The organism is Neisseria zoodegmatis (genome assembly GCF_900187305.1).
GTDB classification, from domain to species: domain Bacteria; phylum Pseudomonadota; class Gammaproteobacteria; order Burkholderiales; family Neisseriaceae; genus Neisseria; species Neisseria zoodegmatis.
This window is the reverse complement of the sequence record NZ_LT906434.1, coordinates 2,272,773-2,295,823: the sequence shown is the minus strand read 5'-3', so window position 1 is coordinate 2,295,823 and position 23,051 is coordinate 2,272,773. Positions and strand designations below refer to the sequence as shown.

Sequence of the window (23,051 nt, the reverse complement as noted above, 5' to 3'; positions counted from 1 at the left end):
CTGATATTTTACTAAAAGAGGCCGTCTGAAAACTTTTCAGACGGCCTTTGGACAAATAAACAGTGGCAATGCGCCGATATGAGAGAAGAGAAAGGAAGCAATGATGAAATACGCCGGATTTTGGATTCGTGTGGCAGCCAGCTTGATCGATGCCTTGATTCTATTAGCAATTATTCTGCCTTTGCTGTATCTGATTTACGGCGAAGAATATTTCATCACTGAAACAATAGCACCTTTGGGTACGGCGGATATTGTTTTGAACTATATTTTTCCGTTGCTGTTTACCATTGGTTTTTGGGTAAAAAGGTCTGCCACGCCGGGAAAAATGCTGCTCGGCCTGAAAATCGTAGATGCGAAAACGGGCGAAGATATTAGCCTCGGGCAGTCGTTTATCCGCTATGTCGGCTACATTGTTTCAGGAATGGTATTGATGCTTGGCTATATCTGGGTCGCATTGGATATTGAGAAGCAGGGTTGGCACGATAAAATGGCCGGTACGGTTGTGGTGCATACCCGTTAATTGACAACATTGATTAGAACTTAAAGGCCGTCTGAAAAAGCGTGTGTAGCGTTTTCAGACGGCCTTTTTTCATGGCTTTGGTTCTGTGCTAAGAGAAAGTATGTTTCAGCTTAAGCAGGCGTTTGATGCAAAGTCGTGCAGTGTTCGAGCGCGCCGAAGATGGTTTCGGCAAAACGCGGGCCGATGGTTTGTAAATCCAGCCGTTGCGGGTTGAGCAGCCATTGGTACAGCAGGCCGTCGATCGCGGCTTTAAAGTAAATCACGGCTGCTTGGATGTCGAGGTTTTCGGGCAGCGATTTTTGTTTGATGCACTGTGCCAGCACGGCGCTGAGCAACTCGTTCCACATGCTTTGGTATTTGTGGATAACGGCCACGATGGTTTGGTTTTGCTCGGTGTGTTCGCACTTAAGAAAAAGGATGTTGCAAAACTTGTGGTGGACGGGATCGTTTTCCATGCGTTGAAACATATTGAGCAGGCTGGTGTGCATGCTCTCGCGCATGTTGGCGGCGTCGTTGTTTAAGTCTTTTTCGAGATGCGAGCGGGCTTCGTCGAATAAGCGATGGAACAGGGCATCGAAAAGGTCTTCTTTGTTTTTGAAATGCCAATACAGAGCACCGCGGGTTACGCCGGCGTTTTGGGCGATTTCGTTAAGAGAGGCGCGCGAAACGCCTTTTTCGTAGAAAGTATCTAAGGCGGCGAGCATCAGGTGTTCGCGCGTTTTCAAGGCTTCGGTTTTGGTTTTTCTCATGGCAGTGAAGGAAGTTATTTTTTGTAAATTTTTTGGGTGATTATAAGAAAGAACTTTTTAACATGCAACAGTGTATGTATAATTTCGCCAGTTGTTAATATGCTGATATTGTGCCTTTTTCTGTGCGGAAAAAGACTGTAACCGCACGTTGCCATCTAAAGATGACGGCAGAATTCGGCAACAGATTTTCTTGATGAAAAACATCATATTCAATACCGGAAAGACAGGATAATAATGGTTAATCATACTTATAAAATAAAAACAATACGGCTGGCCGCTTTGGCTGCGGCAACGGCATTGGCCTTGTCGGCATGCGGCGGCAAAGGCAAAGAGGAAAAGGCGGCAGCGGGCAAACCTGCGGCTGCGGCTCAAAAAGAAGCGCCCCCGCCGGTGGTGGGCGTGGTGACGGTGCAGCCTCAGCAGGTAACGATTGCCACGGAGCTGCCGGGGCGGTTGGAATCGCACCGTTCTGCGGACATTATGCCCCAAGTAGGCGGCATCATTAAAAAGCGGTTGTTCCAAGAGGGCAGCTATGTGCGTGCCGGACAGCCGCTTTATCAGTTGGACGACGCGGTGTATGCCGCATCTTTGGAAAGTGCGCGGGCGCAGCTGGCATCCGCACAAGCATCTTTGGCGAAAGCCGATGCCGACATTACGCGCTATAAACCATTGGTGCAGGCCGATGCCATCAGCAAGCAGGAATACGATGCGGCGCTGGCGGCGAAACGCTCTGCCGAAGCAGGCGTGAAATCAGCTAAGGCGGCCATCCGTTCCGCACAGATTAATGTGAACTATTCCCGCATCACCGCGCCCATCTCCGGCTTTATCAGCCAATCATTTGTTTCCGAAGGCACTTTAGTCAGCCCCAGCGGCGGCGTGAAATTGGCGACCATCCGCCAAACCAATCCGATGTATGTGAATGTGACCCAGTCTGCCACCGACATCATGCAGCTGCGCCAGAATATTGCAGACGGCAATATGAAAGCGGTGAATGGTGCGGTGGCTGTTGATATCAAGCTGGAAAACGGCAAGGTGTACGGCCACAAAGGCCGCTTGCTGTTTGCCGATCCGACGGTGAATGAAACCACCGGGCAGGTTACTTTGCGCGCCGAAGTGCCGAATCCCGACAATATCCTGCTTTCCGGCCTGTATGTGCGCGTGAGCCTGCCGTTGGCGGATATGGATAACGTGTTTGTCGTGCCCCAACAGGCGGTAACGCGCGGTGAGAAAGATACCGTGATGATCGTTAACGCACAGGGCGGTATGGAACCGCGTGTGGTTAAAGTCGAACAGCAGCAGGGCAGCAACTGGATTATTTCAGACGGCCTCAAGGCAGGTGATCAAGTGATTGTGGACGGCACATCGATTGCCGGCATGATGCAGGCCAAAAAAGTGACGCCGAAAGAATGGACTCAGCCTGCCGCGCAAGAACCTGCCGCCGCTTCAGGTGTTCAGACGGCCTCTCAAGCCAAACCGGCTTCTGCGGCGAAATAAGGAGCGGCAATGGCTAAATTTTTTATTGACCGCCCGATTTTTGCATGGGTGATCGCGATATTTGTGATTATTGCCGGTGTGATCGGCATCAGAAGTTTGCCGGTGTCGCAATATCCTTCCGTGGGTGCGCCGAAGATTACTTTGTCGGCCGTTTACCCCGGCGCTTCCGCGCAGGTCATGGAAGACAGCGTGTTGGCCGTTATCGAACGCAGCATGAACGGCGTGGAAGGTTTGGACTACATGACCACCAATGCCACATCCAGCGGCGGCGGTTCGGTCAGCTTGGTTTTTACGCCGGAAACCGATGAGGATTTGGCACAGGTAGAAGTGCAAAACAAACTCTCTGAAATCACGGCACTTTTGCCGGCTGCCGTGCAGCAAAACGGTGTTACCGTTTCCAAATCGCAAGCCAACTTCCTGATGGTATTGATGATGTCGTCTGAAACCATGAGCACGGAAGATATTGCCGATTATGTGGAGCGCAACATCAGGCCGGAAATCCAGCGTGTGGAAGGCGTAGGCGAAGCCCGCTTGTTTGGTTCGCAACGAGCCATGCGCGTGTGGGTTGACCCGAAAAAGCTGCAAAACTTCAACCTTTCTTTTGCCGATGTGTCGTCTGCCATCAGCAGTCAAAACGCACAGCTTTCCGTCGGCACGATGGGCGATTTGCCCGCGCCGCAGGGGCAGACCATTACGGCCACGATTACGGCGCAAGGGCAATTGAGTACGCCTGAAGAGTTCGGCAACATTATTCTGCGCTCGACCACCGGCGGTGCCAATGTTTATCTGAAAGATGTTGCCCGTATCGAATTGGGCAGCCAAAACTACGGCACGTCCACCCGTTTGAACGGGCAGCCTTCCGTGGGTATGGCGGTGATGCTTTCCAACAGCGGTAACGCTATGGCCACAGCGACGGCGGTGCGCGAAAAAATGGAGCAGCTGCAACGCTATTTCCCCAATGATATGAAGTGGTCGGCTCCTTACGACACGTCAAAATTCGTCGGCATTTCTATTGAGAAAGTGGTACACACATTGTTGGAAGCCATGCTGCTGGTGTTTGTGGTGATGTTCTTGTTCCTGCAAAACATCCGCTATACCTTGATTCCGACCATCGTGGTGCCGATTTCCCTATTGGGCGCGTTTGCCTCGATTTGGTATTTGGGTATGTCGATCAACGTGCTGACCATGTTTGCGATGGTGTTGGTGATCGGTATTGTGGTCGATGATGCCATCGTGGTGGTGGAAAACGTCGAGCGGATTATGGCCGAAGAAGGACTGCCGCCGGTTGAGGCCACCAAAAAAGCCATGAGCCAAATTTCGGGAGCGGTAATCGGTATTACGGCGGTATTGGTGTCGGTGTTTGTGCCGTTGGCGATGTTTAGCGGCGCCACCGGTAATATTTACCGCCAGTTTGCCGTTACGATGGCGATTGCGATTGCGTTCTCGGCATTTTTCGCCCTAACGCTGACGCCCGCTTTATGCGCCACTTTGCTCAAGCAGATTCCCAAAGGCCATCATGCTGAGAAGAAAGGCTTCTTCGGCTGGTTCAACCGTAAGTTTTCAGACGGCACCCACCGTTACGAAAGCTGGGTTGCCAAATTGTTGCGCCGATCAGTGCGCATGATGGTGGTGTATTTGGCGCTGGCGGGCGTGGCTGCATGGGTGTTTACGCGTATTCCTACCTCGTTTTTGCCGACTGAAGATCAGGGCAGTCTGATGATGATGGTGCAGCTGCCTTCGGGTGCGACGAAAGAGCGTACCGATGCTACGCTGGCTGTTGCGAATCAAGTGATTACGTCTATGCCGGAAGTGGAAAACTTCATCGGTGTGTCGGGCTTCAGCTTTGCCGGTTCCGGTCAAAACATGGGTTTTGGTTTTGTGACCTTGAAAGACTGGAAAGAGCGTACCGATCCCGGCAGCGGTGCTTCGGCAGTAGCCGGTAAGATTACCGGCGCGCTGATGGGCAGCGTGCGCGACGGCTTTGCTTTGGTGATGAATCCGCCTGCCATTATGGAATTGGGTACCAGCTCCGGTTTTGAGATGTATCTGCAAGACCGCAACAATGCAGGTCATCAGGCGTTGTTGGCCAAACGCAACGAGTTAATTGGCAAAATGCGCCAAAATCCTATGTTTGACGCTGCCAACATCCGCGCCTCCGGTTTGGAAGATGCGCCGCAGTTGCGTATCGAAATCGACCGTCAGGCCGCTGCCGCACAAGGCGTGAATTTCTCCGCCATCCGTTCGGTATTGGCCACGGCCATCGGTTCTTCTTATGTGAATGACTTCCCGAACAACGGCCGTTTGCAGCGCGTGATTGTGCAGGCAGATGCGTCTGCGCGTATGCAGCCTGCGGATATTCTGGCTTTGACCGTGCCGAACAGTCAGGGCGTGGCCGTGCCGCTTTCTACCGTCGCCAGCGTGTCATGGCAAACCGGTATGGAGCAGAGTGTGCGCTTTAACGGCTATCCTGCGATGAAAATCAGCGGTGCGGCCGCAAGCGGTTATTCATCGGGCGAAGTGATGGCCGAAGTGCAACGCATGGTGGATGAAATGCAGGGTTACAGCCTCGAGTGGGACGGCCAATCCCGCGAAGAGGTTAGAGGCGGTGCGCAAACGGCTATGCTGTATGCGTTTGCGATTATCGCCGTGTTCTTGGTGTTGGCCGCGCTTTACGAGAGCTGGTCGATTCCGCTGGCGGTGATTTTGGTGGTGCCTTTGGGTTTCTTAGGCGTTGTGCTGGGCGTGAGCGGGCGCAACTTGTTTAACGGCCTGTTCGGTGCGCCGCCGTCTTACCTCAACGACATTTATTTCCGAGTCGGTTTGATTACCGTGATTGGTTTGAGTGCGAAAAACGCTATTCTGATTATCGAGTTTGCCAAAGATTTGCAGGCGCAGGGCAAGAGTGCGTTGGAATCGGCATTGGCGGCGGCACATCTTCGTTTCCGTCCGATTATCATGACATCGTTTGCCTTTATTTTGGGCGTGGTGCCGCTGTATATCGCTTCCGGAGCCAGCTCGGCCAGCCAGCGCGCCATCGGTACGACCGTTTTTTGGGGCATGTTGATCGGTACGCTGCTGTCGGTGTTTTTTGTGCCGCTGTTCTTTGTGGTGGTGCGCAAGCTGTTTAAAGACAGCCCGCGCCAAATGGAGCGTGCCAAACTGCATGCCGCCGGTGCGGGCATGACGCCGGAACTGGTGGATAAATATGTGGCCGATGCCGAAGCAGGCGCCGAGTTGACCGAAGAAGAAAAGCGTATGCTGCACGAAGACAAGGATTAAAACATGACGATATTTCATTTCAAACCCGCTTTGGGTGCGGCTGCCGTGGTTTTTGCCTTGTCGGCCTGTACCATGATACCCAAGTACGAGCAGCCGCAAGTGAGCGTGCCGGAAACTTTCAAATACGACCAAAACCCCGAAACCGGAATTCAGGCGGCCTCGTTGGGCTGGCAGGATTATTTTGCCGACCCGCGTCTGCACCGTTTGATTGAGATTGCGCTCGAGCGCAACACCGATTTGCGTGCGGCGGCACTCAATGCCGAAGCGGTGCGCAAACAATATATGATTGCCCGCGCCGACCAACTGCCCGGCATCAACGCTTCCGGCACAGGTTCGCGGGCGCGGGTGGCCGAAGATTTGAGCGCGACGGGCCGTTCGATGGTGGCTTCGTCTTATACGGTCGGGCTGGGGATTACGGCTTATGAAATCGATTTGTTCGGCAAAGTGCGCAGCACGGCGGAAGCCGCCAAGCAAGGCTATTTCGATAGTGCGGCGGCACGCGATTCGGCACATTTGAGCCTGATTGCTTCGGTGGCCAAAGCCTATTTCAACGAGCGTTATGCGGAAGAGAGCATGAAGCTGGCGCAAAACGTGCTCAAAACGCGCGAGCAAACCTATAAGCTGACCCAGCTGAAACACAAAGCCGGCGTGATTTCCGCCGTAGATGTGCGCCAGCAGGAAGCATTGATTGCAGCGGCTCAGGCTGATTATGAAGCAGCGGTACAAAGCAGGGAGCAAGCCCGCAATGCTTTGGCCGTGTTGCTCAACCGTCAGCTTCCCGATGATTTGCCTGAAGGCTTGCCGTTAAGCAAGCAATATAAAATCAGCAAGCTGCCTGCGGGTTTGACCGCCGATGTGTTGCTCAACCGCCCCGATATCCGTGCTGCCGAATATGCGCTCAAGCAGGCCGATGCCAATATCGGTGCGGCGCGCGCGGCGTTTTTTCCCAGTATCAGGCTGACCGGCACCGTCGGCACGGGTTCGACCGAGCTGAGCGGCTTGTTTCAAGGCGGCAACAGCACTTGGGCGTTTGCTCCGTCAATCAACCTGCCGATTTTCAACTGGGGCAGCAATAAGGCCAATTTGGATGCGGCCAAAATCCGCAAGCAGATTCAGGTGGTGAACTACGAAGCTGCCGTCCAAAATGCCTTCCGCGATGTTTCCAATGCTTTGGTGGCGCGGGAGCAACTGGACAAACGCTATGCCGCCGCCGCGAAACAAGGCAAGTCTTATGCCGACTACTTACGCTTGGTTCGCCTGCGTTACAAACACGGCGTATCCAGCGCTCTGGATTTGTTGGACGCCGAGCGCAGCAGCTATGGCGCGGATACTGCCTTGCTCAGTATCGAAAGAACCCGATTGGAAAATCTGGCTGATTTGTATAAAGCCTTGGGTGGCGGTTTGAAACGCTACACCGAAAACGATACTTCACATTAAGGTCGCTTCGGCATCATTATCAGGCCGTCTGAAAATTCGAAACAGCATCCTTAAATCCGGCTACTCCGCCGCGATGCTGCCGGTTTTCAGACGGCCTGAGTCTGTTTGTAGAAACGTTTTTTGTATTTTGCATATCCGTATCTGATTTAATAGATATATAATTCGTATTGAAATCATGTGCTTATGATTATTTAGTCAGGAAAATGTGTCGGGCGTGTAAGAAATCGGCAGAGGCCGCGTCTATTCGAGCATGAATCACAGATTAACCGTTACAGATTAAATATCATGAGTAAAACAAACTGTTTGAACCGCTTTTCGGAAACATGGGGCAAAGACATTGCTTTATTGGGTTTGCGTCTGTTTATCGCCTATGAATTTTGGGAAGCCGGTGTAGAAAAATGGAACGGCACCAACTGGTTTGCCGGTATCCAACAAGATTTTCCGTTTCCTTTCAATTTGCTTCCCGTTGATTTCAGCTGGGCGGCGGCGATGGGCGCGGAGCTGGTCGTGCCCGTGTTGCTAGTGCTCGGATTATTCGGCCGCTGGGGTTCGCTGGCATTGATGGTGGTTACCGCCGTAGCGTGGATTGCCGTACACGGCGGCAACGGTTACAACGTGTGCGACAACGGCTACAAAATGGCATTGATTTATCTGGTGGCTCTGCTGCCGCTGGTGTTGCAAGGCATGGGACGTTTATCGCTGGATTACGCGCTTTTCAAGCAAAAAGGCAAAAACATTCCCGTATAAGTTCGTTTGAGATAGACAAGTAGTATTTTCCTTTTATTAAGTATCCATTTTAAACAGTAAATTCAGGAGTATTGAAACATGAAAACCACTTCCTCTTTAATTGCTTTGGCAGGTTTGTTGGCTTTGGCCGGTTGTCAGGACGACAACAAACAGTCTGCACCGACCGCTGCTGCGGCAAGTGCGGCTTCATCATCTAAAGCCGACGAAGGCAAATGTGGCGAAGGCAAATGCGGTGCCGCTTCTCAAGCCGGCAGCAAAGCCGAAGAAGGCAAGTGCGGCGAAGGCAAATGCGGTGCTGCTTCTAAAGCCGGTAGCAAAGCCGAAGAAGGCAAATGTGGCGAAGGCAAATGCGGCGCCGCTTCTAAAGCCGGCAGCAAAGCTGAAGAAGGTAAATGCGGCGAAGGCAAATGCGGCAGCAAATAAGCTTTTCCGAGCTTTGAGGCCGTCTGAAAACCTATTGCCGACACTTTTTCAGACGGCCTGACCAATCAAATTATTTTTTGTCGGTTGTTAAAATCATTGAAGGAGTTTGAACATGAAAAAGACATCATCTTTAATCGCATTGGCCGGCGCGCTGGCTCTGTTGGGCAGCCAAGCGGCCGTGGCTCACGGTAAAACCGCTGTTAAACCGCCTGTATCTGCCGAGAAAAAAGCCAATGAAGGTGCTTGCGGCGAAGGTAAATGCGGCGCTCACGGTAAAAAATCTGCCAAAGCCGGCGAAGGTAAATGCGGTGAGGGCAAGTGCGGCGCACACGGTAAAAAATCTGCCAAAGCAGGCGAAGGTAAATGTGGTGAGGGCAAATGCGGCGCTCACGGCAAGAAAAAACCGGTTAAAGCCGGCGAGGGTAAATGCGGCGAAGGTAAGTGCGGCGGCTAATCCCTTGATGTGTTGATCCTTCTTAAATACCCTTAAATTGACGGAAGGCCGTCGTATCCTTTCAGACGGCCTTTCCTTTTTTCAGGTATCTTTCTATCAGCATGTTTGTATGTGTTTGGAAGAAGCATTCTGATACAGATATACCTAATTGACCGAGGAAGAAAAAATGAACACTCTGTATGGTGCAGGTTTAGGCTACAAACGCAGTTTGGCCGATGACTTTTTGAATTTAGACCGTGAAAACAGCCCCATCCGCTTCATTGAAATCGCTCCGGAAAACTGGTTGAAAATGGGCGGTGCGGCGCGCAAAAAATTCGATGCGGTTGCCGAACGTTTCCCCGTTGCCTGTCACGGATTGTCCCTTTCTTTGGGTGGTCAGGATCCTTTGCAGGTCGAGTTTTTAAAACAAGTTAAAGCGTTTTTGCGCCAATACGATATCAGCTTCTTCTCCGAGCATTTGAGCTATTGCAGCCACTTCGGCCATGTTTACGATCTGCTGCCGCTGCCGTTTACCGCAGAATCGGTACGCCACACTGCCGCGCGCATCCGTCAGGTTCAAGATATTCTCGAGCAGCGTATCGCCGTGGAAAACACATCTTATTACGCCCACAGCCCGATTGCAGAGATGGATGAAGTCGATTTTCTCAATGCCGTGGCTCGCGAGGCCGATTGCGACATTCATCTTGATGTGAACAATGTGTATGTGAACGCTGTCAATCACGGCATCGTGCAACCGCAAGACTACATCAAACGTGTGGACACTTCCCGTGTTACCTACATGCACATGGCAGGGCACGATGAAGAAAGCGAAAACCTGCTGATCGACACCCACGGCCAGCCCGTGTGCGCCGATGTGTGGGATTTGTATGACTACACCTGCCGCATTCTGCCGCACAGCGTGCCCACGCTGCTGGAGCGCGACAGCAACTTCCCGCCGTTTGCCGAACTGGAAGCAGAAGTCGCCCGCATTGCCGCCATACAGCAACAAGCCGAGGAAACCCGCCATGCTGCATAATCCTACCGCCGTGAGCAGCGCCGAATTTCAGGCACAGTTGGCAGATCATGTGCGCGATCCTTCCAAGCCTGCACCCGAAGGCATCGAACCGGAACGCCTCGCCATTTACACACGCTTGGTACGCAATAATCTGCGCAGCTTTTTAGACTTATGCTTCAGCGACAGCAGCCGTTTTGCCGATGCCGGTTTATGGCAGGATTTGCAACACCGCTTCCTGATAGAAGCCCGCCCCGAATCGCCGTTTTTCAACGACATTCCTGCACAGTTTCTCGACTATGTGCGCAGCAAAGAAGGAGCGGAACGCTTGCCCGACAACGTGTTGGAAATGATGGATTTTGAAACCGCGCTGCTGCATGCCGAAACGGCCGTTCAGCCCGTTTCAGACGGCCTGTGGAATGAAACCGCCGTTATTTCTTGGGCGCCCGCAGCAAGATTGGCGCATTACAACTGCAATTTTGTCGCCAGTGATTTGGCTTCTATCGAAGACGAACCCAGCATTGTGCTCACTTGGCGCAACCGCGACAACGAAGTGTATTACCGCCAAGTAGAAGGTGCCGATTTGTTTTTGCTGGAGCATTTCAGCCGGCAGTCGGATACTTTTGAAAATGTGCTGAACAGTTTGAACAGTATCCTTGCCGGGCAGGATGTGGAAACTTGGCTGCGCGATAACTTGGGCGGCTGGGTGGAAGCCGGTGTGCTGTTGGTAGAAAAAACCCCGCAAAAACAGTAAAAAACGGAGCGTGGCTATATCGTAGAGATTTTATGCTAAAAAAAGCTGAATTTTAGCTCTAAAAGCTTTACAATATGCGGCTTTCATCACAGCAATCCGATATGGAAAATTTTAAGAAACTTTTGGCGTCGCTCAGACCGGATATTCTGCGTTTTGCCAAAATCCAGTTGCGCGACGAATACCTTGCCGAAGATATCGTGCAGGAAACACTGGCAACCGCCATCGACAAACACAGCCAATTTCGCGGTGATGCAGGGGTAAAAACCTGGGTGATGACCATCCTCAAAAACAAAATCACCGATTATTTCCGCAGCGCCAAACACACCGTCAGCCTCGAAGCACTCCAAGAAGAAAACGCGGCTATCGACAACGGCTACGAAGAATGTTTCAATGACGAAGGGCATTGGCTGCAATCGGCCAGCCCGCGTCAATGGAATGCAGCCCCCGAAGATGCGGCAAACCAAAAAGCTTTTTTCCGCACATTGGAAAACTGCCTCAAGGGTTTGCCGGAAGATACCGCAAGAATCTTTTATCTTCGGGAAATCATGGGCATGGATATCGACGAAATATGCGGCAGCTTCAATATAACTAAAGACAATTGCTACGTTATCCTGCACCGCGCCCGCAACGGCCTGAGAGACTGCCTGCAACACAGGTGGTTTGATTTGAACTGAACGGTTGGAATAGAGAAGAAAACACCCTATGTTAAATTGCAAACAAGCTTGCGCATTGTATTCGGAGAGCCTTGACCGTAAATTGACCATAGCAGAACGCGGTAAACTGTATCTGCATTTGGCCTTGTGCGCTCATTGCCGCCGCTACCGCAAACAGATGCTGTTTATCCGACAGAATATCGGCAACTGGCAGCGTAAAAGAGATCAGGAATAAGAAGGCGGATACATTTTGCATCCGCCTCTTGTATATTGAAGCGTTGTGCTTTGAATCGATGCGGGAGCGAAGAAAAGCGTAGTAGTGTGAAACCGAAGTTGTAGGGTTTCCTGATTGAATCGAATAACTAAGGCCGTCTGAAAATGTTTTTGCGGAACCCGCAAAGTTCGTTTTCAGACGGCCTTTGGTTATGTTGCTTTAGGATTGCGGATCGGTTTCGTCTTTAGGCGGAACGGGAGCAAACCAACCCACTAACAAGAGCAGCAGGCCGACGCCGATGAAAGAGACGATGCGCGCGATGCCCCCACTGTTGCCAAGTTCGACCAAAAACAGCTTGGCCACGACCAAACCCATCAATGCCGCGCCGGTAAACCAGCGGATGCGGCGGCCTTTTTGATGGCCGTTCACCATCAGTGTGATTGCTGCTGCCGACCAAACGATGGAGAGGCTGGCTTGCAGGCCGAATGAAGCGGTAAGGGTTTCGAAATCCCAAGCCACATTGCCGAAGAAGTGCCACGCGCGCATCACGCCGGCACTGAGCGAGATAAAGGCCAGCAATACGGGTGCCGCCAAAATTTGGCGCTTGGCTTCGGCAGACCATTCCTGCGGTACCCATGTGTACGGTTGGTGCAGGTATTGCCAGATTAAGGCGATGATGGAAAGCTCCAGCGGATTGATGGCAGGCAAGTAGGGCAGGGGCGCAGGGGCGTGAGGCGTGGAGAAGTTCACCCACAGCAGCCAGCCGGCGGCGTACAGCGCGCAGACTTGGCTGCCGAAATGCCGGTAAATCTGGGGATGGCGTTTAACCGGCCCGATGGTTTTGGACGACTGGAAATACAGCCATGCGGCCAGCGGTACGGCCAGCCATGCAAGCTGTATCCACACGCCGTTGAAATGAAGAAAAACGCTGCTGCTGACCAGCCATGTCCAACATGCGCCGAAGATCAGCAAGCCTGCGCGTTGATACATCGCATTGATAGACGGATGCAGGGTTTGCATGTTCAGAATATAAACGTACAAAGCCGTGCCGACCAACAACAAGAGGCCGTCTGAAAGCGGTTGGTGTAAGTGGGAGAGAAAGTCTGAAAGCGTTTGCAGGCCGAAGATGATGCCGAACGCCAATGAGGCGGTTTTTGCCTGCTGCCAATCCAGTTTGCGGGCGGTAAAGGCAAACGGGGCGAACAGAATAATCGGTATCCAGCGCATCCACATCCACAGGTCGTAGTCCAGTAACTCCATGCTTTCAGACAAGCCGTGCCAGCCCAGCCATAATGAAACGGCCATCATTGCCCAGCCGCCGAGAGAATGGGTGTCGTGCAAAGATGGATAAGCGGGTCGGTATTTAGGCGTATGGAAGCCGTAAGCCGCCGTGCCGAGCAGCAAGGCGCAGAGGAGGAGCCACGGCGCTGAGGCCGAGTGTTCGTCTTGAATCAGCATGGAGCTGACTGCAAGCACATACGCGCCGTACAGCAATGTAAACACGGTAAAGATGATTTGCTGTCGTTTGCGTTGGATAAGTGAGCAAACAGCCGCCAATACGGCGAAGGCAATCATGCTGCCGGTTTTGTCCCACAGCAATAAGGGCACTAAGGAAACGTGCAGCAAAACCAAAGTCAAAATCGCGTTTTGTGCATTGTTTTCCCATTCAGCCGCGGCTTTTTGCCGTTTGATGTGTTGGAAATACATCCAGCCGCCGCCCGCAGCGACCAGCAAGGTGCCGAGCAGCGAGCCTGAAAGCACGGTTTCTGCGCCCGCGCGGTAGGTGGAGAGCTGCGTCAGCGCTGCCAATATATACACGCCGACGGCGCTGAGGCGGGCGGGAGGTTGCTGCTGGCGGATGCCGAAGGTGTACACCAAAGCCGCTTCAAGCGTCCATGTCGCAGCCGTCCATTGTTGGTCGAAAGCCAGCGGTACGGCCAGCGTCGCAAATAGGAAAGCCAGCAAGCTAAACGCCTGTTTCATCACCAGCATTTCCGCACCGGCACGGGCAAAGCGCAAAGCAAACAGCGCATAAACGGCAGCAAAACCCAATGCCGACCACGCGGCGGCGTTTTCCCATGCGGCTACCATTCGGTATTGCAGGCCGTAAGCCACAAAAGCCGTGCCGAACAGCAAGGCGCTGTCCAACACATTGATATGCGCGCCGTGGGTGATGATGTTTTTGAAGATTTGCTCCAACGAAGCATTGTCGGCGGGCAGTTCGGCTTTGGGTTCATGGTGTTTTTCCTGCAATACCTTGCGGGCAAACAGGCACGCAATCAGCGTGTACAGCAGCCAGTGGTAAATCAGGAACGGCTCGGTAGTGGCAAAGTGTTGCGGCGTATAAGCCTGCGCGCCCCACAATGCGCCGATGGTAAACGTGCCGATAAAACCGGTCAGGTTAAGCGAACGCCAAGCCTTAAACCAAGCGATGCCTGCCACGCCGGTGTTCAGTAAAGCCAGATAAGAGAACAGCACCATATAGCGGCCGCTGCCGTCTGAAACCAGCAACGGTACCGCCATGCCGCCGATTAAGGCTACTTGCGCCAACACCAAAGCGTTTTGCCGCACGGCCAATGCCGCCATCAACACCACCAGCGCCACCATCACGGCGAAGACGACCGGTGCGAGCAGTAAGGGATGCAGTTTCAAAGCGGCCAGCGACGTTAGATACATAACCGCAACGCCGAAGCCCTGCAAAATCAAACCGTAATCACGCTTGCGTTTTTGCAGTTTCCAGCCTGCCAACGTAGCCACCAAGCCCGCCGCGCCGACTGCTGCATAACGCGCGCCGATGGGGATGTAGATGTATTCGGAAGCTAAACGCAGCAGGAAGGCCAAGCCGAGGAACAGCACCACGATACCGGTTTTCAGCAAAGGATTGCCGCGCATAAACCATGCCTGTATCGGATGCTCTTTGGCCGGTTGTTCAGGCGTCTCAGGCGTATCGGGTGTTGTGGTTGCCGCTGTTTTTTCGGTAAAAGTTTCAGTGGAAACGGGAGAGCTTGGCTTGATGACCGCTTCGCGTTGGAAAGATGTGGTCGGCTGTGCATTTGCCGGTTCGGCCATGTCTTTTTTCTCAAGTACAACGGCAGGTTTATTGTGTTGAACCATTTCAGCGGCGGGAGAGGCCGTCTGAAAAGTTTTTTGAGCGGGCTGTGCTACCTGTGCCATCACGCTATTTTGGGCAGGTGCTGCCATTTCAGACGGCCTCAACGACGGAGCAGGTTGGGGCTGGGCTTCGGATAAAACACCGTCGCGCACAGCCTGCGGCAGTTGTTGTTTTAAAGCCGCCAGCTCGGTTTCGACTTTAGCGAGCCGGGCTTCCCAGTCTTCACGTTGTTGTCTTTCGGTACTTTTTTTGATTGCACCGACAACAAACCAACACATCGAACCGAGTACGATGCCTTGCCAAATATCGCCGAAGAAATAAGCGAGTAAAACCGGTATCAAAAAACCTAAATACTGCATCATGGTTTAACTTTCATAAATATGTTGACGACATTATAAAGAGAGCCGCAGCTTGCCTTGTTGGCCGGATGTTAATCGGTTTGTTTTTAAATTAATCGTTATGCTTGGGAATATTTCGGCGTGCTTGATATGGCGGCAAGTAAAAATGAAGTGTAAGCAGACCGTTATTCTGCTTACACTTTATATATCAACGATGTGCTTGCGTTAAGGCCGTTTGATTTTTTCAGACGGCCTCGTTTCGCTTCAGCTTCGGCAAACGCTTTTATAAAAAACATTGCAGCAAGTCGTTGAGGAACCGCTGCCCCAGTTCGGTCGGCCTGAAAAATTGCGGGTCGGTATCCAGCAGCCCTTGCTGTTGCGCGGTGCGGATTTGTGCGGCGATGTGCGCGGGCGAGATGCCGGTGCGCTCTTGCAGCCATGCGGCGGGCACGCCGTCGGTCAGGCGCAGCGCGTTCATCATGAATTCGAACGGCAAATCTTCGGCGGCCACGGTTTTGCGTTCGATGGCATCGGCAGGGTGGCTCTTCATGGCGGCGAGATAATCGTTGGGATGGCGCTTGCGGATGGTACGTTCGATGCGGGTAGGGTAGGAAATCTTGCCGTGCGCGCCCGCACCGATGCCGATGTAGTCGCCGAACTGCCAATAATTGAGGTTGTGGCGGCATTGATGGTTGTGGCGGGCGAAGGCGGAAGTTTCGTAATGCTCGAAACCTGCGCTTAAAAGCTCGGCGTGAACGGCATCTTCGATATCTTGCGCCGTTTCGTCTTGCGGCAGGCCTTTCGGCGGTGTATGGCCGAAGGGCGTGTTCGGCTCCATCGTCAAATGGTAGGCGCTGATGTGGCTTGCGCCGGTGGCAATGGCGGTGCGGATGTCGGATAAGGCCGTCTGAACGGTTTGGTTCGGCAGCGCATACATGATATCGACGTTCACTTTTTCAAACAGGCCGAGGGCGGTTTCAATGGCATTCAGGGCTTCGCTGCGGTTGTGGATGCGCCCCAATGCGCCGAGTGCGGCATCGTTGAAACTCTGTACGCCGATAGAAAGCCGCGTGATGCCTGCGTCTTTAAACCCTTGAAATTTCTCTTTTTCAAACGTGCCCGGATTGGCCTCGAGCGTGATTTCGGCTTGCGGTTGCAGCTTGACAAGCGAACGGATGCCGCTGAGTAGACGGTCTATCGAGGCCGCCTGAAACAGGCTGGGCGTGCCGCCGCCGATAAAAATCGTTTCGACGGGCCGCCCCCACACGTTGGGCAGTTCGGTTTGCAGGTCGGCCAGCAGCGCATCAACATAGGCTTGTTCGGCCAAATCACTCTTGGCTTGGTGCGAGTTGAAGTCGCAATACGGGCATTTGCGCACGCACCACGGGATGTGGATGTAGAGCGATAAGGGGGGCAGGGCGGTAAGGTAGCCGGGTTGGGAAAAAGTGATTTGAGACATGAATTTTTATAAAGCTTTTTGAATCAGGCGGTTGATTTGTGGTGCGCGGAAAACCAATATGAGGCCGATAACGAGTTCAGCCGCCGTCATGATAATGGCCGACGATTGATCGGCAGAAAGCATCTTCCATACATCTGTTTGATAAGTATTGGTAAACGCTTGGTAAAGGCTGAACCAATAAATGCCGTCTCTCAATGCGTTGGACAATGTCAAAATACCGATCAGGATAATGCCTGTCGTCAGCCACGGTGCAGGGTGTTTGGGCATGATTTGTTGTTCCTGTTGGACTTGGGGCAGCAGAATATTGGCAATCGTAGCCGGAAAAAACCACAGCACCAGCCAGCAGACCGCATAGACGAGATAAAGAGGAACCATTTGCCAAGGTGAGAAGTTTCCATCAAAAGCATTCATACCGACAAATCCTGAATTGATGGTATGGATACACCACACGATAACAAAAAGACGGATGGCAACAATCAATATTTGTTTGGGAGACATAGCAAATTTTCTGAATATTTATTTGAAAAACGAGTAAGTGCTTGGAGGCCGTCTGAAAAGTGAATATGGGGTTTTCAGACGGCCTCATCAAAAATATTACGAAGCCACTTTTCGAATGAGCTTACTAAATAAAGTCGGTTTTAGGCATAAGGCCAGCCCGCAAATCATGGTTATGCCGTTGTATGTAATAGCCCGTGAAGAAACGGTGCTTGTGCCGATTGAGACCGTAGCCGCAAAAGCATAGTAAAGATCGATGCTCAAATTGGCTAGAGCCGGAACTGCCATCCATATCCCCATCAAAACCAATCCGGTGTTTAACCACAGGGCAGGGCTTTGAGGCATATTTACCTTCTCTTCGCTGTATGCGGGCAAAACTTTTTCGGCAATGCGCGGTGCAAATTTCCACAATAGTCCCCATACGGCAATCCAAACAAAGAAAAGCACTATTTCCAGCAAGAGCAGATAAACGGCATCTTCCTCCCGTAAAATAATTTCTACATGCGCTAATATTGAAGAAAAAGAAACGCCTACAAAGCGCAAAAACGAATAAAAAATCAGTAAACGGATAACGATAGTAGTAATTTGCTTCGGAGTCATGATAAGTTTTCAGACGGCCTGTTTTTATAGTTTTATGGATTGTCGGGATACAGCAAATCTATCTTTTTCTTTAATTCTTCTAATGCCAACCCGCGGTGGCTGAGGCGGTTTTTGGTATCGGGGTCAAGTTCGGCGGCGGTGCAGCCCAACTCGGGCAGGTAAAAATGCGGGTCGTAGCCGAAGCCGTTTTCCCCCGCCGCCTGCTGCTGCCAAACGCCGCGCCAGATGCCTTCGGCGATAATCGGCTGCGGATCGTTTTCATGGCGCACCAAAACCAGCACGCAAACGTAATAGCAGCTTTGATCGGTCTTGTCGGCCAGTTCGGCAGACAATTTGGCATTGTTGGCGGCATCGGATTTCGGGTTTTCGCCGGCGAAGCGTGCCGAATAAACGCCGGGCGCGCCACCCAAAGCAGGTGCACAGATGCCGCTGTCGTCGGCCAATGCCGGTTTGCCGCTGTGTTTGCAGGCATGGCGCGCTTTGGCGATGGCGTTTTCGATAAAGGTAACGTGCGGTTCGGGGCATTCGGGCACGTTGAATGCGGATTGCGGCAGCACTTCGATATGGCGGCCTGCAAACCAGCGGGTAAATTCTTTGAGCTTGCCGGCATTGCCGCTGGCCAAAACGATTTGCTTAAACATGTTTGTTTTCCTGTTGTTCCGCCTGCATACGCGCGGCTTGGATGGCTTTGTTCCGTGCCACTTGGCGGATATAGAGGGCGAGACAGGCAATCTGACCGAACACGGCGGCAAACGCAAATAAAAAGCTGGCGACGGCAAACTGTTTGCTTTCAATCGAGAGCAGCCAGCTTCCCAGCAATACTAAAGCCATGAATAGCAAGGTAAAAAAGGCGATGCCGAGCAGATAGGTTTTGCGGGCGTTCATAAGCGTTGGAGATGGTTTGTAGAAAGCGGGCATTATAGCGGATGAAGGGAAGGAAGGTATGCTTTGATGTGCGGTGGGATTTTTTATGGAAATGTGATGGATAGATGAAATTTTATAGAGCACTCATATTAATATGCTGTGAAGAATAGCTTATTTGCGGTGTTGATAGAACCTAAGGATTGAGGCCGTCTGAAAATAGTTTTTCAGACGGCCTCATTTTTATGATGTAGGCAAACGGTCAAGTGAGTTAATACGCACGATTTAAATATCTGTTCACGATTTAAATATTTGTCGAAGCAGTCGGCTAAATGTTAGAAAGCGGCAATTGCCCATGTCTGAAATGAGGCTAAAAAACAAAACAGCACAGAAAAATCTGTGCTGTTTTGTTAAATATTTGGCGGAGTGGACGGGGCTCGAACCCGCGACCCCCGGCGTGACAGGCCGGTATTCTAACCAACTGAACTACCACTCCGCACAAGAAACTTGGTGGGTGATGACGGAGTCGAACCGCCGACATTCTGCTTGTAAGGCAGACGCTCTACCAACTGAGCTAATCACCCGTGTCGTTGCGAGAACGTGATTAAACCAAATCTCAGTCTGTGGTGCAAGTGTTTTTTTAAGGAAATGTCGAGTTTCCTTGTAGGCACCAGTTTTCAAACGAAATTATTTTTTCTTTGTGTCCGGCAACAATCAAGATGTCGTTGGGTTCAAACAGGAAATCCTCTTCAAAATCTTGAATGCGGTGCGTGTGCCGGCGTACAAACAGTAATTTGATATTCAATTGATGCAGGGGCAGGGCATCGGTATGTTTGCCGACGATATAGGCTTCGTTTGTCAGGGCAAACGCATGGCGGGTGATGTGGCTGTTTTCATCGTCGACGTTTTCGGAATCATCGCTGCCGCTGAATAAATCCGACACCATGGCATAGCGGCTGCGGCGGATGTTCAAAATAATTTGGGAAACTTTCTGATAGGGCAGGCCGGATTGCAAAAGTGCGTATGAAGCCAAGGCAAGGCTGGTTTCTTTGGTGTCTGACACCACTTCTTCGGCGCCGATTTGGGTAAATTTTTGCAGATAATCATCGCTGATGGCGCGCACATATACCGGCATGGTGGGGCGCGCACTCATGATGTTGTCGAGCACATGCTGGGTTTCGTGCATGTTGTTGAGGGTGATGATAACCATGCTGGCTCGGTTCAAGCCGGCGGCTTCGAGCACTTCGCACCGCTTGGCATCGCCGAAAGAAACGGGTTCGCCGGCGCTGCGGGCAACGCGTACGCGCTCGGCATCGAGGTCAAGTGCGTAGTAGGGGATGTTCTCCGCCGCCAAAATACGGCCGATGGTTTGACCGCCGCGGCCGTAGCCGATGATAAGGGCGTGGTTCGATTGGTTCATGGCGGCAATCAGCATGTTTTGCAGATCGACGGCTTTCATATCCCAACTTGATTTTACCCATCTGCCGACCAATTTGTCGCTGCTGTTTAAGATAAAGGGGGCGATGACCATCGAAAGCAGCACGGCGGCGGTGGCGGCTTGTTCCAATTCAAGCGAAACCATGTTGATTTTGCTGGAAATGGCTAAGATCACGAAACCGAATTCCCCGCCTTGAGCCAGATATAAAGCGGCTTTGAGGCTGTCGGCAGTAGAGTGTTTCATGCGGAAGGCGATGGCGAAAACGATAAGCGCTTTTAAGACAATCAGCAAGCCGAGCAGCGTCAGCACCAAAGGCCAGCTGTTGATTAAGGCTTGGATGTCGAGCTTCATGCCGACGGTAATGAAGAAGAAGCCGAGCAGAATGTCGCGGAACGGGCGGATGTCGTCTTCAACCTGAAAGCGGTATTCGGTTTCGGAGAGCAGCATACCTGCCACAAATGCGCCCAAAGCCAGCGACAAGCCTTCTAATTCGGTCAAGTAGGCTACACCGAGCGTGACCAACAGCACGTTGATCATGAAGAGTTCGGATGATTTGCGTTTGGCGACGAGGCGGAACCACGGCGTCATGATGCGGCTGCCTACGAAAAACAGCACGCCTAAAGTCACAATCATTTTCAGCGCGGCCAGCACCAATTCCAGCCATAAATTACCGCTGTTGCCGCCGGCCAGTGCGGGCAGCAGAATCATCAGCGGTACAACGGCAATATCCTGCATCAGCAACACGCCCATTGCCATTTGGCCGTGGGTTTGCCCCAATTCGGTTTTTTCGGCCAAGATGCGGCTGACGATGGCGGTGGACGACATAGCCAGCGCACCGGCCACGGCAAAGGCCCAGTTGAACGTGGTGCCTGTGGCCATCAAAATTACCATCACAGCGGCGATGGTCAGCACGATCTGCATACCGCCCAGCCCGAATACCAAACGACGCATGGCTTTCAGTTTGGAAAGCGAAAACTCCAAACCGATGCTGAACATCAAAAATACGATACCGATTTCGCCCAAATAATCGGTGGCTTCGTTTTTCGGAATCAGATGCAGCACGCCGGGGCCGGCCAAAAAGCCGGCCAGCAGATAGCCCAGCATAGAAGGAATGTTGTACTTGCGGCAGAAAATCACCGCAATCACGGCAACGAGTAATACGATAACGATGGGGGCGAGAGAAATATGGTGCATGATGGTTGCAATGAAGTAAAACGTTGGGCCGACTGCTCACATGGAAGCGGCAGAATATTTTAATGATAACTAGCAGTTATTATAGCCGTATCGGTGCATGCTGTCGGGAATAAACATCAAAAAATGCAGAGGCCGTCTGAAAAATGCCGACAAAGATTTTCAGGCATGGATATGCCTTATGTTTATGGCGGCGGCAAATGTATGCCGGGTAGGAATGGTGAAGGCAGGTTGCCCGTTTCAGTTTCAGACGGCCTCTCTCATGCCCGAAACCCAAGCTTTACCGCCATAAATCCATTTGACACCTACAATCTAACTCCCTACAATTCAACCCCGACAAGCATCTTGTCGTTCTATTCTGCCGTTCCGGCAATCGAATCTCCGACATATCTTGAATTTCAGACGGCCTTTCGGCACTTCGCCGTCGCAATCAATACTATCTATCTCAATCATTTAATTAAAAATTAATTATCATGCACGTTTCTGAACTACAAACCCAGCACATTTCCAAACTTTTGGAAATGGCAGAACAACACGGCATTGAAAATGCCAACCGCCTGCGCAAACAAGACCTAGTATTCGCCATCGTGCGCCAACTGATGAAGCAGGGCGAATCCTTCACCTGCTCCGGCACCTTGGAAATTTTGCCCGACGGCTTCGGCTTCTTACGCAGTGCCGACACTTCTTATCTGGCAGGCCCCGACGATATTTACGTTTCACCCAGCCAAATCCGCCGCTTTAACCTGCACACCGGCGACACCATCGAAGGCAGCGTGCGCGTACCCAAAGACAACGAACGCTATTTCGCTCTCGTGCGTTTAGACAGCATCAACGGCGACAAACCCGAAGTCTGCAAACACAAAATCCTCTTTGAAAACTTAACCCCGCTTTTCCCCACCAAACAACTCAAACTCGAGCGCGACATCAAAGCCGAAGAAAACATTACCAGCCGCGCCATCGATCTCGTTTCCCCTATCGGCCGCGGTCAGCGCGCCTTGCTTGTCGCTCCGCCGAAGACCGGTAAAACCGTGATGCTGCAAAACATCGCCCACGCCATTACCGCCAATTATCCCGAAGTCGAACTGATTGTTTTGCTGATTGACGAACGTCCCGAAGAAGTAACTGAAATGTCGCGCAGCGTGCGCGGCGAAGTGGTGTCGTCCACGTTTGACGAGCCGGCCACCCGCCACGTTCAAGTGGCTGAAATGGTGTTGGAAAAAGCCAAACGCATGGTCGAGCATAAAAAAGACGTGGTGATTCTGCTCGATTCGATCACCCGCTTGGCGCGCGCCTACAATACCGTGGTGCCGGCTTCGGGCAAAATCCTGACCGGCGGTGTCGATGCCAATGCGCTGCACCGTCCGAAACGCTTTTTCGGTGCCGCGCGTAATGTGGAAGAGGGTGGTTCTTTAACGATTATCGCTACTGCGTTGGTGGAAACCGGCAGCCGTATGGACGATGTGATTTACGAAGAATTTAAAGGCACCGGCAATATGGAACTGCACCTCGACCGCCGTATGTCTGAAAAACGCCTGTTCCCGGCGATTAATATCAACAAATCCGGCACGCGCCGCGAAGAGTTGTTGGTGCCGAACGACCAGCTCCAACGCATGTGGCTGCTGCGCAAATTCCTGCATCCGATGGACGAGATCGAAGCCACCGAGTTTTTGGTGGGCAAGCTCAAAGCTTCCAAAGACAACAACGATTTCTTTGAGTTGATGCGCGGTAAATGATCAGTAGTTTTATGTGGAAAAGCTGCCCGAAGGTTTTCGGGCAGCTTTTGTTTGGCCGTTACAAACCTGAGCCGGTGTAAGATGTGAAGAGCAAAATACCTTGTCTAAA

Annotated in this window: 20 protein-coding genes, 2 tRNA genes and 2 pseudogenes; 14 read left to right on the top strand and 10 right to left on the bottom strand. The window is 52.0% G+C overall.

The genetic code is table 11. The features are described 5' to 3' along the window. Positions 1-100: 100 nt before the first annotated feature. Entirely contained in the window at positions 101-520 is a 420-nt protein-coding gene (locus CKV66_RS10830) for an RDD family protein (protein ID WP_231990488.1), read from the top strand. Positions 521-630: 110 nt separating this feature from the next. Here the strand turns inward: CKV66_RS10830 and mtrR are convergent, their stop codons facing one another. Continuing rightward, positions 631-1,269, bottom strand: coding sequence for a multidrug efflux system transcriptional repressor MtrR (mtrR, locus tag CKV66_RS10825; protein WP_085362740.1), 639 nt, complete (start codon positions 1,267-1,269; stop codon positions 631-633). A gap of 234 nt (positions 1,270-1,503) precedes the next feature. Between mtrR and CKV66_RS10820 the strand changes: the two genes are divergently transcribed. The 11 genes and pseudogenes from CKV66_RS10820 to CKV66_RS10775 all read left to right on the top strand — a co-directional run bounded on the left by CKV66_RS10820 (position 1,504) and on the right by CKV66_RS10775 (position 11,736). Then, entirely contained in the window at positions 1,504-2,763 is a 1,260-nt protein-coding gene (locus CKV66_RS10820) for an efflux RND transporter periplasmic adaptor subunit (RefSeq protein ID WP_085362741.1), read from the top strand. A 9-nt stretch (positions 2,764-2,772) separates the two neighbouring features. Further along, positions 2,773-6,042 carry an efflux RND transporter permease subunit gene (locus tag CKV66_RS10815; protein WP_085362742.1) on the top strand — a complete coding sequence of 1,090 codons (3,270 nt, stop codon included), beginning with the start codon at positions 2,773-2,775 and terminating at the stop codon, positions 6,040-6,042. A 3-nt stretch (positions 6,043-6,045) separates the two neighbouring features. Next, a complete protein-coding gene (locus CKV66_RS10810; RefSeq protein WP_085362743.1) occupies positions 6,046-7,479 on the top strand; it encodes an efflux transporter outer membrane subunit in 1,434 nt (477 codons plus the stop codon). Positions 7,480-7,764: 285 nt separating this feature from the next. Further along, entirely contained in the window at positions 7,765-8,226 is a 462-nt protein-coding gene (locus CKV66_RS10805; protein ID WP_085362744.1) for an HvfX family Cu-binding RiPP maturation protein, read from the top strand. A 78-nt stretch (positions 8,227-8,304) separates the two neighbouring features. Beyond that, entirely contained in the window at positions 8,305-8,649 is a 345-nt protein-coding gene (locus CKV66_RS10800; RefSeq protein WP_085362745.1) for an HvfA family oxazolone/thioamide-modified RiPP metallophore, read from the top strand. 112 nt (positions 8,650-8,761) lie between these two features. Further along, positions 8,762-9,037, top strand: a pseudogene (locus CKV66_RS10795) (HvfA family oxazolone/thioamide-modified RiPP metallophore); the annotation flags it as partial. 6 nt (positions 9,038-9,043) lie between these two features. Continuing rightward, a pseudogene (locus CKV66_RS12905) lies at positions 9,044-9,103 on the top strand (HvfA family oxazolone/thioamide-modified RiPP metallophore); the annotation flags it as partial. A 166-nt stretch (positions 9,104-9,269) separates the two neighbouring features. Next, positions 9,270-10,118, top strand: a complete 849-nt coding sequence (locus CKV66_RS10790) for an HvfB family MNIO-type RiPP peptide maturase (protein ID WP_085362900.1) — start codon at positions 9,270-9,272, stop codon at positions 10,116-10,118. Further along, positions 10,108-10,848, top strand: coding sequence for an HvfC family RiPP maturation protein (locus tag CKV66_RS10785; RefSeq protein ID WP_085362747.1), 741 nt, complete (start codon positions 10,108-10,110; stop codon positions 10,846-10,848). The genes CKV66_RS10790 and CKV66_RS10785 overlap by 11 nt, the downstream gene beginning before the upstream one ends. Positions 10,849-10,949: 101 nt before the next feature. Further along, a complete protein-coding gene (locus CKV66_RS10780; protein ID WP_085362901.1) occupies positions 10,950-11,522 on the top strand; it encodes a sigma-70 family RNA polymerase sigma factor in 573 nt (190 codons plus the stop codon). A 28-nt stretch (positions 11,523-11,550) separates the two neighbouring features. After that, positions 11,551-11,736 (top strand): zf-HC2 domain-containing protein, encoded by a 186-nt coding sequence (locus CKV66_RS10775; RefSeq protein ID WP_085362748.1) that lies wholly within the window; start codon positions 11,551-11,553, stop codon positions 11,734-11,736. A gap of 198 nt (positions 11,737-11,934) precedes the next feature. Here CKV66_RS10775 and CKV66_RS10770 read toward each other — a convergent pair whose 3' ends face one another. From CKV66_RS10770 to CKV66_RS10730, 9 genes are all read right to left on the bottom strand, one after another. Next, positions 11,935-15,189, bottom strand: a complete 3,255-nt coding sequence (locus tag CKV66_RS10770) for a DUF2339 domain-containing protein (protein ID WP_085362749.1) — start codon at positions 15,187-15,189, stop codon at positions 11,935-11,937. A 259-nt stretch (positions 15,190-15,448) separates the two neighbouring features. Beyond that, positions 15,449-16,624, bottom strand: a complete 1,176-nt coding sequence (hemW, locus tag CKV66_RS10765) for a radical SAM family heme chaperone HemW (protein ID WP_085362750.1) — start codon at positions 16,622-16,624, stop codon at positions 15,449-15,451. Positions 16,625-16,630: 6 nt separating this feature from the next. Further along, positions 16,631-17,122, bottom strand: a complete 492-nt coding sequence (locus CKV66_RS10760) for a hypothetical protein (RefSeq protein ID WP_095197884.1) — start codon at positions 17,120-17,122, stop codon at positions 16,631-16,633. 96 nt (positions 17,123-17,218) lie between these two features. Beyond that, a complete protein-coding gene (locus CKV66_RS10755) occupies positions 17,219-17,719 on the bottom strand; it encodes a hypothetical protein (protein WP_085362752.1) in 501 nt (166 codons plus the stop codon). A gap of 32 nt (positions 17,720-17,751) precedes the next feature. Continuing rightward, positions 17,752-18,360 carry an RdgB/HAM1 family non-canonical purine NTP pyrophosphatase gene (rdgB, locus tag CKV66_RS10750; protein ID WP_085362753.1) on the bottom strand — a complete coding sequence of 203 codons (609 nt, stop codon included), beginning with the start codon at positions 18,358-18,360 and terminating at the stop codon, positions 17,752-17,754. Beyond that, on the bottom strand, positions 18,353-18,604 hold the full coding sequence (locus CKV66_RS10745; RefSeq protein ID WP_085362754.1) for an NGO_0222 family membrane protein: 252 nt from the start codon (positions 18,602-18,604) through the stop codon (positions 18,353-18,355). The genes rdgB and CKV66_RS10745 overlap by 8 nt, the downstream gene beginning before the upstream one ends. A 395-nt stretch (positions 18,605-18,999) precedes the next feature. Next, positions 19,000-19,076 (bottom strand) — tRNA-Asp (locus CKV66_RS10740). A gap of 12 nt (positions 19,077-19,088) precedes the next feature. Then, positions 19,089-19,164, bottom strand: a tRNA-Val gene (locus CKV66_RS10735). Positions 19,165-19,220: 56 nt separating this feature from the next. Further along, positions 19,221-21,212 (bottom strand): cation:proton antiporter, encoded by a 1,992-nt coding sequence (locus tag CKV66_RS10730; RefSeq protein WP_085362755.1) that lies wholly within the window; start codon positions 21,210-21,212, stop codon positions 19,221-19,223. A 165-nt stretch (positions 21,213-21,377) separates the two neighbouring features. Here CKV66_RS10730 and CKV66_RS12250 point away from each other — a divergent pair, with 165 nt between their 5' ends. Then, a complete protein-coding gene (locus tag CKV66_RS12250; protein ID WP_143773786.1) occupies positions 21,378-21,677 on the top strand; it encodes a hypothetical protein in 300 nt (99 codons plus the stop codon). A 5-nt stretch (positions 21,678-21,682) separates the two neighbouring features. Beyond that, complete coding sequence (gene rho / locus CKV66_RS10725) at positions 21,683-22,942, top strand: transcription termination factor Rho (protein ID WP_085362756.1); 1,260 nt, start codon at positions 21,683-21,685, stop codon at positions 22,940-22,942. Positions 22,943-23,051 lie beyond the last annotated feature (109 nt).

Excerpts from the sequence above, each read along its gene's own strand:
- CKV66_RS10830 (WP_231990488.1), top strand. The coding sequence starts at position 101 with ATGATGAAATACGCCGGATTTTGGATTCGTGTGGCAGCCAGCTTGATC.
- mtrR (WP_085362740.1), bottom strand. The coding sequence starts at position 1,269 with ATGAGAAAAACCAAAACCGAAGCCTTGAAAACGCGCGAACACCTGATG.
- CKV66_RS10820 (WP_085362741.1), top strand. The coding sequence starts at position 1,504 with ATGGTTAATCATACTTATAAAATAAAAACAATACGGCTGGCCGCTTTG.
- CKV66_RS10815 (WP_085362742.1), top strand. The coding sequence starts at position 2,773 with ATGGCTAAATTTTTTATTGACCGCCCGATTTTTGCATGGGTGATCGCG.
- CKV66_RS10810 (WP_085362743.1), top strand. The coding sequence starts at position 6,046 with ATGACGATATTTCATTTCAAACCCGCTTTGGGTGCGGCTGCCGTGGTT.
- CKV66_RS10805 (WP_085362744.1), top strand. The coding sequence starts at position 7,765 with ATGAGTAAAACAAACTGTTTGAACCGCTTTTCGGAAACATGGGGCAAA.
- CKV66_RS10800 (WP_085362745.1), top strand. The coding sequence starts at position 8,305 with ATGAAAACCACTTCCTCTTTAATTGCTTTGGCAGGTTTGTTGGCTTTG.
- CKV66_RS10790 (WP_085362900.1), top strand. The coding sequence starts at position 9,270 with ATGAACACTCTGTATGGTGCAGGTTTAGGCTACAAACGCAGTTTGGCC.
- CKV66_RS10785 (WP_085362747.1), top strand. The coding sequence starts at position 10,108 with ATGCTGCATAATCCTACCGCCGTGAGCAGCGCCGAATTTCAGGCACAG.
- CKV66_RS10780 (WP_085362901.1), top strand. The coding sequence starts at position 10,950 with ATGGAAAATTTTAAGAAACTTTTGGCGTCGCTCAGACCGGATATTCTG.
- CKV66_RS10775 (WP_085362748.1), top strand. The coding sequence starts at position 11,551 with ATGTTAAATTGCAAACAAGCTTGCGCATTGTATTCGGAGAGCCTTGAC.
- CKV66_RS10770 (WP_085362749.1), bottom strand. The coding sequence starts at position 15,189 with ATGATGCAGTATTTAGGTTTTTTGATACCGGTTTTACTCGCTTATTTC.
- hemW (WP_085362750.1), bottom strand. The coding sequence starts at position 16,624 with ATGTCTCAAATCACTTTTTCCCAACCCGGCTACCTTACCGCCCTGCCC.
- CKV66_RS10760 (WP_095197884.1), bottom strand. The coding sequence starts at position 17,122 with ATGTCTCCCAAACAAATATTGATTGTTGCCATCCGTCTTTTTGTTATC.
- CKV66_RS10755 (WP_085362752.1), bottom strand. The coding sequence starts at position 17,719 with ATGACTCCGAAGCAAATTACTACTATCGTTATCCGTTTACTGATTTTT.
- rdgB (WP_085362753.1), bottom strand. The coding sequence starts at position 18,360 with ATGTTTAAGCAAATCGTTTTGGCCAGCGGCAATGCCGGCAAGCTCAAA.
- CKV66_RS10745 (WP_085362754.1), bottom strand. The coding sequence starts at position 18,604 with ATGAACGCCCGCAAAACCTATCTGCTCGGCATCGCCTTTTTTACCTTG.
- CKV66_RS10730 (WP_085362755.1), bottom strand. The coding sequence starts at position 21,212 with ATGCACCATATTTCTCTCGCCCCCATCGTTATCGTATTACTCGTTGCC.
- CKV66_RS12250 (WP_143773786.1), top strand. The coding sequence starts at position 21,378 with ATGGATATGCCTTATGTTTATGGCGGCGGCAAATGTATGCCGGGTAGG.
- rho (WP_085362756.1), top strand. The coding sequence starts at position 21,683 with ATGCACGTTTCTGAACTACAAACCCAGCACATTTCCAAACTTTTGGAA.